The following is a 13183-nucleotide window of genomic DNA, read 5'->3' as shown; positions in this document are numbered from 1 at the left end:
CTTCTCGTGATGAAGTATTATGATATCCATACGCATCAAATTTCTCAAGAGCAGAACGAGAACGCTGTCTTCAGCCTCGATTTACGGGCGCCGTTCAAACTCCATCCTGACCGGCTCTACGCGGCCGGTATCCACCCCTGGTATGCCGATGACAAGCAGTGGGAAGTCTTGAAGAAATGGATATCGCATCCCCGGATCGTTCTCGTTGGCGAAGCCGGATTGGATCGGTTGGCACTCACGCCTCCCAATATTCAGGAAGAACTTTTCATCCGGCAGATAGAGCTCTCGGAAGAAGCAGGCAAGCCTCTCATCATTCATTGTGTCAAGGCATGGGATGAGCTGCTCCGCATCCGTCGCATCACACATCCTGTTATGCCATGGATTATTCATGGGTTTCGCGGTAAAAAACAATTAGCCGAACAACTCTTGGGAAGAGGTTTTTATCTTTCTTTCGGAGCACGCTACCATCCCGAGGCACTCCAAGCCGCATGGACGGCAGGCCGTCTTCTGCTCGAAACCGACGACAATCCCATCCATATCGGCTGCCTCTACCGAGAAGTGGCCGAAGAACTTCAAATTACGGAAGCACTTCTTTCTCAAACGGTAGGAAGTATTTTCATTCCCTTGATTACTTCTCCGGTACCATAGAGTTTGCTGGGCTCATCAGCATCTCCTGCGCATTTGAACGGTTTTCTTGAGAGATGAGACAGCCATGTTATGCCAGTGTGTACTTATTGGCCTCCAAAGCATATAAAATTTTTTTTGTAAGTTTGCACGAAATATTTATATCGAAGATGGCCAAGCGAATCAAGGTGATAAAATGCCCGCAATGCGGCAGTACGAAGGCAAAAGAGTTACGCACCGATCATTATCAATGTAAGAGCTGTTATACGGAGTTCTTTATTGACAGTGATGATATCAATATTCTGCATAAGTATGACAGTCCTTTAGGTGATTTAAATAAAGTAAATACCAAACGCATACTCGCAGGCATAGCTATTGTGGTCTCTATTTTTATTTTCTTTGGAGTCTTCTCCAATCTCTTTTTACAGAAATCATCCTTTGATTATGCTCCTCCGAGTCTTCCGGTCAAAATAGAAGAAAAAGAAGTTGTTTTCTGGGACAGGATTCACAAATTCAAGGGATTTGCCAATGCAACGGACGAAGGTACAATACTTGTTATCGGCACCAGAGAAACCAAAAAGGGATATTCCGTATCCGATAAAAAACAATCGTATTACGGTATTTATCAGGCTGTCGACGGGAAAGAAATCTTAGTTCAGCCGATAAGAAGCCTGGAAGAAACCGAAATATCCAATACGGATGTAAAATTGTTTGAAAACGGAGATATTTATGCCATTATCAACAAAAAGAAACTTTTTAAATTGAATCGCGCGACGTATGAACTTGAAGAGATCATTTTTGAAGCACTGAATTTTCCCGACCTTGCCAAAGGGGTTTACGAAATTAAATTTGCATACGACGGCGATGGTTTCAAGGTGGTGAATGAGTTGGGCAAAGAATTGTATTATTACCCCATAATCAATAAAGTTTTCGGGGAAGACATGCTTTATAAGATGCTTCCCAGAAAAACGCCCGAAGCCCGGAAAAAAGTCGCATTTCAGTTCACATGCAACTCCGACTTCTTTCCCGACGAGAAAATACAATTGATCCGGTATGATTATTGGCAACAAATCGGATATCCTACCGATATACCTCATTTTGCATGGACGAAAGACTTCGGAGGATCGGGGATTTTTACCGAAAGTTCTCCCTATCGGAAGGTACTCGTATTACCTTATATCGCAGAAATGTCACGATTGATCTCATACCGTGACTTTACTCCCGACCGCGATTATATCTCGGGAACGGTTTGGGCTTATGATGACAGCCAAGTGCTGATTTCGTTCAAACCGAGCCTCTCTGGGAACAGTATTATACAGCTGCTTGATGCTGAAACGGCAGCCATTAAATGGACAAAGCCGGCAGATATGGACTATCTGCTCAGTGAAGATGTCGTTAAGGTGAAAGGAGGGTATCTGTTTACAGCGAATAAAGAATCCTGGTTATTCAATACGCAAAACAAAGAGGGCGTATATATCAAGTGGGAATTCGATAATTAATCCGATAATATCAATGATGCAGATTGTAAAAAAAAAATAGATATGAGCTTTTTAAAGATTTTCAACAATCAACTTTCAAAAGTCATCCGGTGGGAAAATTCGAATCCCGGAATTCTTTGGTATAAATATCCGCATAAACGGGATGAGATCATCAATGCGAGCAAACTTATCGTAGCCCCCGGGCAGGGCTGTTTACTGGTGTATGAAGGGCAATTGGCCGATATCATCGAGAACGAAGGGATATTCAATCTCGAAACGGACAACCATCCTTTCATTACAACCCTCTCGAAACTCCGGCAAAATTTCGAAAGCGAACATAAGCTGGCGATTTATTTTTATCGCAAAGCTCAAATACTCAACCAGCCATGGGGAACGTCCTCTCCGATTAAATTTATCGACAACGAGTATAAAATCCCGGTGGAATTGGGTTTAAACGGTAATTTTTCGTACCGGATAACGAATCCGAAATTCTTTTTCACGGAGATAACAGGCAGTCGCGACGAACTTCAAACCGGGGAAATGAGCAGGATCATTACGGAACGCATTCTGCAACTCATTGCGAACGTCATTCACGAGAAAAAATATTCATATATCGAAATCGATGGGCATATCGATGATATGGCAAACGAAGTAGCCGGGAAAATCAACGATGAATACAGTCTTCTCGGACTGCAACTTACCGATTTTCGGATTGAAGGCACCCAATTTGACGAACAGACGCAGGCGAGAATCGCCCGTATGGCAGACATCTCGGCCGATGTGAAAGCTGCCGAACAGGCAGGATTGAGCTATGTCGAACTTGAAAAATTGCGTGCTTTGCGGGATGCCGCCCGCAACGAAGGGGGATTAGCCGGTGCCGGGCTGCAGCTTGGTGTCGGTATGGAAATAGGAAAAAAAATCAACGAACAAACCGACAGCTTTCTGTCGGCCGGCAACACCGCCGTAACCGAAAAACTACGTAAACTCAAAATCCTGTTAGACGAAAAAATTATCACACAGGAAGATTATGATGCAAAAAAGCGGGAACTGTTAAACCAATGGTGAAATAAATAAATTATCAAAGAATGAAATATATTATCGGAACGATTGCTGTAGCATTAATCCTTTGTACCGCAGCCTTTTTTACCTTAGATCTTTGGGGTATTGAAAATCCCGTTACTCTTGCTCAACTCCAAAAAGGGTTGAAAACGGTAATAATTATCGGGATAACATCGATCTTATTGCTTATCGTCATCCCTTTCTTTTTCAAAAACAACGGGAGAGGGTATGATCGAACGAAGGGGAATGTAGCCAAACCTAAAATAGGGCAGGGAAAACAATAGTGCTTCGTACTCATCTGCGTGTCTCATTGCCAATGATATCGGTTATGAGTTCTGCTCTGAAACAGAATCAGGGCAGGTAATCCCCCTTTACCCCCTCTTTTTGTATGCCTTCCCTCATCCGTAAAAACACGTCACTCTCCAATCCGGCAAAGCCGTGAAAATATCCTTTTCTTTGTTTTTCTCGGAATCGACCTGAAATGAAAAATCATATATTTATATGATTTTATATGTAAAAAAATATTTCATGTTTAGATCAAAAGCACTTGTTTTTCTCCTGTTTTTTTAGAAATATTTTGCAATATATTAATTTAAAGCATTATATAGATTTGAAACGGGTTATTTTTTTGTGATATGTTTTGTTTTTTTTACAGCATAGAAATCATATATTTATATGATTGACACGTGTTGTTTACTTTTTTAATTTTGCCAGCGATGGTATGTATTAACAAGGTAAAAAACCAGATTATGAAGAAAGCAAAATGGATTTCGTTCGGTTGTCTGTTAGGGATCATATTGGCGACCGGATCATGCAAAGAGACGCTTCAAAATGCGCTCGGTAAAGACATTTCCGTCAAGAACCGCGAAATAGTGTTCGATGTACAACCTTCGGCGCTCTCTCAGACCGATGTCGATGGACAAGACGTTCCGGAGTTACTCTCAGGTGCGACGGAAGAGGTGCTCTACGACGGCATACTGAATGTGAACGTAGCCGCCGAACTGGAAAAAAACGGACTTTCGTTCGAGAACCTCAAGTCGTTTATTATCACGCAGGGAACTCTCGAACTCGTTACCCCGCAAGGGTTTGATCTGAATACGTTCCGGACGGCCAAACTCTATTTCGATAATCGAACGGCCCTGGTCGCTAAGGCCGACGTGGTAGACACTGCCGCGCGAAAGGTACGATTTACCATTATCAACGGTGAACTCCTCGACAAGCTCAAAGATGACAAGTTGCACGTGATCCTCACCGGTATCCGGCCCAACGTCGTTGTACGTCTCAAGCTCGTCATGGACTACAAAGCCAAGGTGAGTTTGATTAAATAAAAGTCCCAAGGGCGTTTGCATGTTGAGTTGTTTGATTATTCGCTGAATGCATATTAGAATGACGAATTATGAATGCCTCCTCTTTGTCATTCCGAACGCAGTGAGGAATCTCGTGAGGAGAAGGAAAAAGATTCTTCGCTTCGCTCTGAATGACAGGGGAAGTGAAAAGTGAGAAACGAATAGTGAAAAGTGAAGAGAATTGTTGAGGTATTGAGTTGTTGTGGGGGGCGGTTGGGCGCATTCCCATTTCGGTACGCCGCGTAGGGGCGAACCTCTGTGTTCGCCCGTCATGACGTTGATATGAACATCCCCCCAGCCCCCCCTTCAAGGGGGGAATGCAGATCTGAAGACTGACTGCTGTAAGAGCCCTGAAAGGGCGTGTTAATTCAGCCCAATGCGCAGCGTTGGGGAAACAGGGCAATCCCTCAGCGGAGGGCTGGAAGCCTGAATGAAACCTTGCGAACCCCTTTGCGAACCTTGCGGTTTATTCTTTACCGCAAAGAACGCAAGGGTAAACGCAAAGAACACCAATAACCGCGTTTGTCATTCCGAACACCGTGAGGAATCTCACTTGGAGAAGGAAAAAGATTCATCGCTTTGCTCTGAATGACAAAAGAAGGAAATAAAATAGTAAAGAATGACAATTAATAAAAGAATAACAATTAATAAATGATTATGACACGAATTAAACAGATTTCCATTTGGCTCATTGCTCTCATAGGGCTGATTACGGCCCTCGGCGCTGCGGCGCAAAACAGCGGCAACACCGGACCGCTCCGATGGGAATACAATGCCGGTACCAATACCCTTTCCATCACCGGAACAGGCGCCATGCCGAACTATGCATCTACAAACGATCAGCCTTGGAAAGCTTTCCAAAGCGGAATCAAAACCGTAATTATCGGGGATAACGTTACCACAATCGGAGAGCGTGCCTTTGCCGCTTGCAATGCACTGCAAAACGTAACGCTCGGAAGCCGTGTGCAGACAATCGAAGTCTCTGCCTTTGGTACTTGCCAGGCGCTGCAAAGCATCTCCTTTCCGGCCAGCGTTACCACAATTGGAAAGCGTGCCTTTCTCAATTGCAGGGTGCTGCAAAACGTCTCCTTTTCCGACGGACTTACCACAATCGGAGAGGGAGCCTTTTCCAATTGCGTGGTGCTGCAAAGCATCACCCTTCCGGCCAGCGTTACCACAATCGGAGAGTATGCCTTTGCCTTTTGCAAAGCACTTCAGCAAGTAACCGTAGCATGGGATACACCGCTTGCCGTGCCGGACAAGACCTTCTGGGGTGTCAATACCGCCAACGTGCCACTAAAGGTTCCCAAAGGCAAAGAGGCAGAGTATCAGGCGGCCCCTGTCTGGAAAAGCTTTAAGATCAACAGCCCCCCCGTGCCGGGCAACGGCGGAAAGCTGACCGTTACAGACGTCACCAGCAATGGCTTTACCGTCAGCTGGGAGAAGGCTACCGACTCCGAAACGCCGCAGGAAAAACTTATATACAAGGTGTATTGCAAAGGGGGAGGCGGTTTACTCTTATTTAAACCGACAGATTTGAAAGCTACGCTTACGGACAAAGCCTCGTATACGATAACGGGCCTCGGCGGTGGCATAACCATTATCAATCCAGCTTTGGATAAAGGATACGATGTCAACGTTGAAGTGGAAGACGAAGCCGGCAGCAGCGCCTGGTATAATGAGGAAAACGTAAAACTTGCTTCGGCCACGGTTGCTGTCACGGGTGTTACGGTCGCTCCGGCCGCGCTGACGCTGGAAGTGGGACAGACCGGCGCGCTGACGGCTACGGTCGCTCCGGCCACGGCTACGAACAAAGCGGTAACATGGACAAGCAGCGCCCCCGCCATCGCTACGGTCGATGCCTCGGGAACGGTCAAGGGCATAGCCCCCGGCACCGCCACCATCACCGTCAAAACGGCCGACGGCGGCAAGACGGCCACCTGCGCCGTAACGGTCAAGGCGGCTGCAGCACCGGCCGTCAAAGTAACGGGTATCACGCTTAACTATAGCTCGATCACCGTCAACGGCGATCTGGAACGGGTGCAGCTTATCGCTACGGTCGCTCCCGCCACGGCTACGGACCAATCGCTCACGTGGACGAGCAGCGACGCGTCGGTAGCTTCGGTCGACGGAGCCGGATTAGTGACGATTCGCAAGAAAGGCAAAGCGACGGTCACCGCCAAGGCCAACGACGGCAGCGGCGTCTCGGCCTCGTGCCTCTTCGACGTGATCCGCACCGTAGCCAACGAAACGATCGACGGCCTGCGCATCTATGCTGCCGACGGCGCGCTGCGCCTCGCCCTGCCCGCACCCGAGACGGTACATATATATAATGTAGAAGGTTCCCTCGTGAAAACGCTCATCCTCCCCGCCGGCGACCATGTACAGCCGCTGCCCTCCGGCGTGTATGTGGTGCGCGTAGGAGAACGGGTAACCAAGGTGATGGTGAAGTGAAAAGTGAAAAACGAAAAGTGAAAAGTAGTCAGCGTTCAGCAGAATGACAAATTACGAATTACGAACGCCTCCTCTTTGTCATTCCGAATGCTTCCTCTTTGTCATTCCGAACGCAGTGAGGAATCTCGTGAGGAAAAGGAAAAAGATTCTTCGCTTACGCTCTGAATGACAAGGGAAGTGAAAAGTGAGAAACGAATAGTGAAAAGTGAAGAGAATTGTTGAGGTATTGAGTTGTTGTGGGGGGCGGTTGGGCGCATTCCCATTTCGGTACGCCGCGTAGGGGCGAACCTCTGTGTTCGCCCGTCATGACGTTGATATGAACATCCCCCCAGCCCCCCCTTCAAAGGGGGGAAGAGCGCAGTGAAGGAGGATGTAGAGCTGACGGCTGAATGCTGAATGCTGTAAGAGCCCTGAAAGGGCGTGTTAATTCAGCCCAATGCGCAGCATTGGGAAAACAAGGCAACCCCTCAGCGGAGGGCTGGAAGCCTGAATGAAACCTTGCGAACCCCTTTGCGAACCTTGCGGTTTATTCTTTACCGCAAAGAACGCAAGGGTAAACGCAAAGAACACCAATAACCGCGTTTGTCATTCCGAACACCGTGAGGAATCTCACTTGGAGAAGGAAAAAGATTCATCACTTCGCTCTGAATGACAAAAGAAGGAAATAAAATAGTAAAGAATGACAATTAATAAAAGAATAACAATTAATAAACGATTATGATACGGACAAAACAAATTTCCATTTGGCTCATTGCCCTCATGGGGCTGATGATTGCCACCAGTGCCGTACAGGCGGAAGATTACGATTTCAAGCACAACGGGCTGTACTATAAAAGAATCAAGAAAATCAATGACGTTACTTATGAAGTCAAGGTCATGTCTGAATTATCTACGTCAATAAACTACTCCCCCAGATACTCCCCCGGCAATATACCTACGGGAAACATTACCATCCCGATAAGTTTTACCCGGACAATGGGAGTTTCTACTCACACTTACATCGTTACGGAGATCGGAGACTACGCTTTCACCGGATGTGACGGTATAACGAGTGTTTCGATCCCCGGCAACGTAACAACAATCGGAGAGTGGGCTTTCTACAAATGCAAGGGCATAACGAGTGTTACGATCCCAAACAGTGTAACAGCAATTGGAGAAGTGGCTTTTGCCTACTGCAAAGGCATAACGAGTGTCTCTATTCCCAGCAGTGTAACAACAATTGAACAGAGGACTTTTGAGGGGTGCTCCGCCCTGAAAAGCATTACCCTACCTAACAGCATACAAGAGATCGGAAATGGGGTTTTTTATTGTTGCTACGACCTGTCGGAAATCGATATTCCCAGCAGCGTAACAACAATTGGAAAGAAGATTCTTTGGGAGTGCATATCCCTGAAAACGGTCACTGTCCATTGGGATACGCCGCTTGCTGTGCCGGACAATGCCTTCGATGGAATCAATACCGCCAACGTGACGCTAAAGGTACCCGCCGGCAAAGAAGATGCGTATCGGGCGGCCGCCGTCTGGAAAGACTTTAAGATCACTGATCCCGCTCCCGACGTAACCCCTCCCGTGCCGGGCGACGGCGGAAAACTGTCTGTCTACATTACCCATAAAGAGTTCGACCCGACATGGAAGGCGGCTACCGATAATGTAACACCTAAAGAAAAACTCGAGTACACGCTCTTCTGGAAAAAAACATCGGAAGACGTCTGGAATCAAAGGAATGTGGCGTGGAATTCCGTCTTCCATACCGTAGAAGCCGACGCCAACACCGAATATGAGGTGTATGTGCGTGTGAAGGACGAAGCCGGCAACTATGCCGACTATAACAAGGAGACGTTCAAAACCCTCTCCTCCCCACCCCCCGTGCCGGGCAACGGCGGAAAGCTGACCATCAGCAATATCACCAGCAATGGCTTTACCGTCAACTGGGAGAAGGCTACCGATGTTGAAACACCACAGAAAAATCTGATATACAAGGTGTATTGCAAAAAGAGAAAGTTCCTCGTCCCCCAGTTTATGTCGGCAGATTTGAAGGCTACGCTTACGGACAAAGCCTCGTATACGATAACAGGCCTCGGCGGAGGCTTTATCTCTCCGACGAACGATGGGTATGATGTCAACGTTGAAGTGGAAGACGAAGACGGCAGCAGCGCCTGGTATAAATCGGAAAACGTAAAACTTGCTCCGGCCACGGTTGCTGTCACGGGTGTTACGGTCGCTCCGGCCACGCTGACGCTGGAAGTGGGACAGACCGGCGCGCTGACGGCTACGGTCGCTCCCGCCACGGCTACGAACAAAGCGGTAACGTGGACAAGCAGCGCCCCCGCCATCGCTACGGTCGATGCCTCGGGAACGGTCAAGGGCATAGCCCCCGGCACCGCCACCATCACCGTCAAAACGGCCGACGGCGGCAAAACGGCCACCTGCGCCGTAACGGTCAAGGCGGCTGTGATACCTGTAACCGGCGTGACGCTTGCGCCCGGCGCGCTGACGCTGGAAGTGGGACAGACCGGCGCGCTGACGGCTACGGTCACCCCCACCACGGCTACGAACAAAGCGGTGACGTGGACAAGCAGCGCCCCCGCCATCGCTACGGTCGATGCCTCGGGGACGGTCAAGGGCATAGCCCCCGGCACCGCCACCATCACCGTCAAAACAGCCGACGGCGGCAAAACGGCCACCTGCGCCGTAACGGTCAAAGAGGCCGCAGCACCGCCCGTCAAAGTAACGGGTATCACGCTTAACTATAGCTCGATCACCGTCAACGGCGATCTGGAACGGGTGCAGCTTATCGCTACGGTCGCTCCCGCCACGGCTACGGACCAATCGCTCACGTGGACGAGCAGCGACGCGTCGGTAGCTTCGGTCGACGGAGCCGGATTAGTGACGATTCGCAAGAAAGGCAAAGCGACGGTCACCGCCAAGGCCAACGACGGTAGCGGCGTCTCGGCCTCGTGCCTCTTCGACGTGATCCGCACCGTAGCCAACGAAACGATCGACGGCCTGCGTATCTATGCTGCCGACGGCGCGCTGCGCCTCGCCCTGCCCGCACCCGAGACGGTACATATATATAATGTAGAAGGTTCCCTCGTGAAAACGCTCATCCTCCCCGCCGGCGACCATGTACAGCCGCTGCCCTCAGGCGTGTACGTAGTGCGCGTGGGAGAACGGGTAACCAAGGTGATGGTGAAGTGAAAAGTGAAAAGTGAAAAGTGAAAAACGAAAAGTGAAGAGTGAAAAGTGAAAAGTAGTCAGCGTTTAGCAGAATGACAAATTACGAATTACGAACGCCTCCTCTTTGTCATTCCGAATGCTTCCTCTTTGTCATTCCGAACGTCTCCTCTTTGTCATTCCGAACGCAGTGAGGAATCTCGTGAGGAAAAGGAAAAAGATTCTTCGCTTACGCTCTGAATGACAAAAGACCGAACGCAGAGGAACATCCCCCCCTCCCCCCTTCAAAGGGGGGAAGAGCGCAGTGAAGGAGGATGTAGAGCTGACGGCTGAATGCTGACTGCTGTAAGAGCCCTGAAAGGGCGTGTTAATTCAGCCCAATGCGCAGCGTTGGGGAAATAGGGCAATCCCTCAGCGGAGGGCTGGAAGCCTGAATGAATGATTGATTTGGATGTCCCTTTGTCATTCCGAACGCAGTGAGGAATCCCGCCCCGAAAAGGAAAAGATTCATCGCTTCGCTCTGAATGACAAGGGAAGTGAAAAGTGAGAAACGAATAGTGAAAAGTGAAGAGAATTGTTGAGGTCTTGAGTTGTTGTGGGGGGCGGTTGGGCGCATTCCCATTTCGGTACGCCGCGTAGGGGCGAACCTCTGTGTTCGCCCGTCATGACGTTGATATGAACATCCCCCCAGCCCCCCCTTCAAAGGGGGAATGCGGAGCTGACGGTTGAATGCTGGCGGCTGTAAGAGCCCTGAAAGGGCGTGTTAATTCAGCCCAATGCGCAGCGAAGCGAAGCGTTGGGAAACAGGCGAACGCAGAGGCGTTCGTCAATGGGCCTCGGGCGGTGAGCCGACGGAGCAGCGAGCAGGGCGAAAGAAAATCAGGCTGTCTGAAGCGAAGCGAGTTACCTGATTTTCCGACCTGCAAGCGTCGCGAGGGCGTGTGAAGCGCACGAAGCCTTGACCTTTGGGTTACTTTTGGGTCAAGCCAAAAGTGACAAAAAAAGACTCTTCGTTGACGCTCTGAATGACAAGGGAAGTGAAAAGTGAAAAACGAAAAGTGAAGAGTGAGAAACGAATAGTGAAAAGTGAAGCCCTTCGGGGTGTGAGATGTTTGTTTGTTTAATTATTGATTGGTTAAGTTGGGGGTAGGGGTGAACCTGTGTGTTCGCCCCTACACGGCATCCGAATGCCGAATGACCATTAACCATTAAATGACGCTGAACGCTGATTAGAATGACGAAATATGTTTTAACTAAATAATATACGATGAAAATAAATACTTATATGAAAATGATGTTTGCTACGCTCCTGTGCCTGCCTATGGTCGGTGCGTTGCAGGCGCAGGAGTTGTCCGACCTGAAGCATGTCAAGCCTTTCGACATCAGCGGGAGCATCGGATTAAACTCCTCTTTCTACTCCGTCTCCGGCATCCCGGAGCGGCAGGCCCCGTTTGCTTACGGGATCAATGCCAATGCCACGCTGACGGTCTACGGCATCTCGATGCCATTCTCGTTCACGTGGTACGACAACGACAAGAAGGGAAACTTCAGTCAGCCGTTCAATCAGTTCGGCATCAGCCCGACCTACAAATGGCTGACGTTGCATCTGGGCTACCGTAACCTCTCCTTCTCGGAGTTTACGCTCAACGGATACACCTTCCTCGGAGCCGCTGTCGAAGCGCGTCCGGGCAAGTTCAGGTTAGGCGCGGTGTACGGTAAGTTCAATCAGAACTCGACGTACGACCTGGCCATGGCCGACTCGATGCCCAAGATGACCCGCACCGGCTGGGCCGCCAAGGTGGGCTACGGAACGGAGAACCGCTTTGTCGACTTTTCGGTTGTACGTATCGGCGACAGCACGAAAGACTTTGACTCGCTCACCATTGTCAAGCCCGGCATGCCGACGCCCGAGCAGAATATCGCTTTCGGGCTGACTTCGCGCTTTGCCATTACCCCGCAGCTGATGTTCACCTTCGACGGGTCTTACAGTTTCTACACCAAAGACCGGATAGCCCCCGCGCTCGACTCCATCAGCGACGGCTGGCTCCGACTGGCTAACGGCCTGATCACGGTCAACGGAACGACATCGTACTTCAAGGCTTTCAAAACGAGCCTCAATTATCAATTCACCCCGTCGATCGTCACCGGCATCGAATACCGGCGCGTCGACCCCGGGTTCCACTCGATGGGAAGCTATTTCTTCAACAACGATGTGCAGCACATCACCTTTAACCAGACGGTGGGGTTGATGGACAACAAGCTGAGCCTGCGCGGCTCGCTCGGGATTCAGAACGACAACCTCGACGGGTCGAAGGCCAACACTGCCCATCGCGTCATCGGCTCGCTCTCGGGTAACTATACGATCAATGAAAACTGGGCGGTCGACGCTTCATTCAATAACTATTCCACGAACCAGCGCGCTTATAAGACAGCCGGGAGCGATTCGCTGCAGATCTACCAGGTGAATCGCACCTTCATGCTGATGCCTCGTTTTACGAAATCCACGGCCACGGCCTCGCACATGGTGATGCTCAACCTGAACTATACGACGCTCGACGACCGGAACAAAAAAACATCCGACATGACCGATACCGATACGTATATGGCCATGCTGATGTATAACTTCGGGCTTCCGGCACTTCGACTCAACCTCTCGGCCGGCGCCAATTATACCCGGATGACGAATAAGAACTTTGAAAACGCCATGCTGGGGGGGAACCTGAATGTATCGAAAACGCTCCTCGACGACAAACTGTCGCTGAACTGGAGCAACAACGTCATGAGTAACAAGATCAACGACGACAGCGGACTGACCCTTAACTCGGCGCTTAACGCCGCTTACCGGTTTCATCCCAAGCATGCGGTATCCATGAATTTTAATTTTATCAATAACCGGTTTGCCAACGAGGCGGCCGTTCCATCGTATCACGAAATCAGAGGAGATATAAGTTATGTGTTCACATTCTAAAAAACAATCGATTTTACGAAGACTCCTATTCGCCGTCTTCACTGCAATTGCCGCGCTGAGTAATCTAAATGCGCAGAATT

At 49.4% G+C, this 13183-nt stretch carries 9 protein-coding genes; all 9 read left to right on the top strand.

Going from position 1 to position 13183, the window contains the following annotated elements:
- Positions 1-9: 9 nt before the first annotated feature.
- The 9 genes from BFO_RS02570 (at position 10) to BFO_RS02530 (ending at position 13103) form a co-directional block, all read left to right on the top strand.
- Positions 10-648 (top strand): TatD family hydrolase, encoded by a 639-nt coding sequence (locus tag BFO_RS02570; protein ID WP_014224032.1) that lies wholly within the window; start codon positions 10-12, stop codon positions 646-648.
- A gap of 146 nt (positions 649-794) precedes the next feature.
- Positions 795-2123, top strand: coding sequence for a hypothetical protein (locus BFO_RS02565; RefSeq protein WP_060827317.1), 1329 nt, complete (start codon positions 795-797; stop codon positions 2121-2123).
- Positions 2124-2165: 42 nt separating this feature from the next.
- The gene (locus tag BFO_RS02560) at positions 2166-3167 is read left to right on the top strand and encodes an SPFH domain-containing protein (protein ID WP_014224030.1); all 1002 of its coding nucleotides are present in this window, start codon (positions 2166-2168) and stop codon (positions 3165-3167) included.
- A 20-nt stretch (positions 3168-3187) separates the two neighbouring features.
- The gene (locus tag BFO_RS02555) at positions 3188-3445 is read left to right on the top strand and encodes a hypothetical protein (RefSeq protein WP_014224029.1); all 258 of its coding nucleotides are present in this window, start codon (positions 3188-3190) and stop codon (positions 3443-3445) included.
- A 465-nt stretch (positions 3446-3910) separates the two neighbouring features.
- Entirely contained in the window at positions 3911-4489 is a 579-nt protein-coding gene (locus BFO_RS02550; protein ID WP_014224028.1) for a hypothetical protein, read from the top strand.
- 675 nt (positions 4490-5164) lie between these two features.
- Positions 5165-6961 (top strand): leucine-rich repeat protein, encoded by a 1797-nt coding sequence (locus BFO_RS14335; protein WP_167536496.1) that lies wholly within the window; start codon positions 5165-5167, stop codon positions 6959-6961.
- Between the two features lie 717 nt (positions 6962-7678).
- Complete coding sequence (locus tag BFO_RS14330; protein WP_014224026.1) at positions 7679-10159, top strand: Ig-like domain-containing protein; 2481 nt, start codon at positions 7679-7681, stop codon at positions 10157-10159.
- A gap of 752 nt (positions 10160-10911) precedes the next feature.
- On the top strand, positions 10912-11046 hold the full coding sequence (locus BFO_RS16370) for a hypothetical protein (protein ID WP_014224025.1): 135 nt from the start codon (positions 10912-10914) through the stop codon (positions 11044-11046).
- Positions 11047-11420: 374 nt separating this feature from the next.
- Positions 11421-13103 carry a TonB-dependent receptor gene (locus tag BFO_RS02530; RefSeq protein ID WP_141729092.1) on the top strand — a complete coding sequence of 561 codons (1683 nt, stop codon included), beginning with the start codon at positions 11421-11423 and terminating at the stop codon, positions 13101-13103.
- Positions 13104-13183: the final 80 nt, after the last annotated feature.

It is taken from the genome of Tannerella forsythia 92A2, from assembly GCF_000238215.1.
Taxonomy (GTDB): Bacteria; Bacteroidota; Bacteroidia; order Bacteroidales; family Tannerellaceae; genus Tannerella; species Tannerella forsythia.
Note: the sequence above shows the minus strand (reverse complement) of the source record. Positions and strands in the feature narration are given on the sequence as shown.

What these genes read in the sequence shown, in the direction of transcription:
- BFO_RS02570 (WP_014224032.1), top strand. Translation starts at nt 10, where the DNA reads ATGAAGTATTATGATATCCATACGCATCAAATTTCTCAAGAGCAGAAC.
- BFO_RS02565 (WP_060827317.1), top strand. Translation starts at nt 795, where the DNA reads ATGGCCAAGCGAATCAAGGTGATAAAATGCCCGCAATGCGGCAGTACG.
- BFO_RS02560 (WP_014224030.1), top strand. Translation starts at nt 2,166, where the DNA reads ATGAGCTTTTTAAAGATTTTCAACAATCAACTTTCAAAAGTCATCCGG.
- BFO_RS02555 (WP_014224029.1), top strand. Translation starts at nt 3,188, where the DNA reads ATGAAATATATTATCGGAACGATTGCTGTAGCATTAATCCTTTGTACC.
- BFO_RS02550 (WP_014224028.1), top strand. Translation starts at nt 3,911, where the DNA reads ATGAAGAAAGCAAAATGGATTTCGTTCGGTTGTCTGTTAGGGATCATA.
- BFO_RS14335 (WP_167536496.1), top strand. Translation starts at nt 5,165, where the DNA reads ATGACACGAATTAAACAGATTTCCATTTGGCTCATTGCTCTCATAGGG.
- BFO_RS14330 (WP_014224026.1), top strand. Translation starts at nt 7,679, where the DNA reads ATGATACGGACAAAACAAATTTCCATTTGGCTCATTGCCCTCATGGGG.
- BFO_RS16370 (WP_014224025.1), top strand. Translation starts at nt 10,912, where the DNA reads ATGCGCAGCGAAGCGAAGCGTTGGGAAACAGGCGAACGCAGAGGCGTT.
- BFO_RS02530 (WP_141729092.1), top strand. Translation starts at nt 11,421, where the DNA reads ATGAAAATGATGTTTGCTACGCTCCTGTGCCTGCCTATGGTCGGTGCG.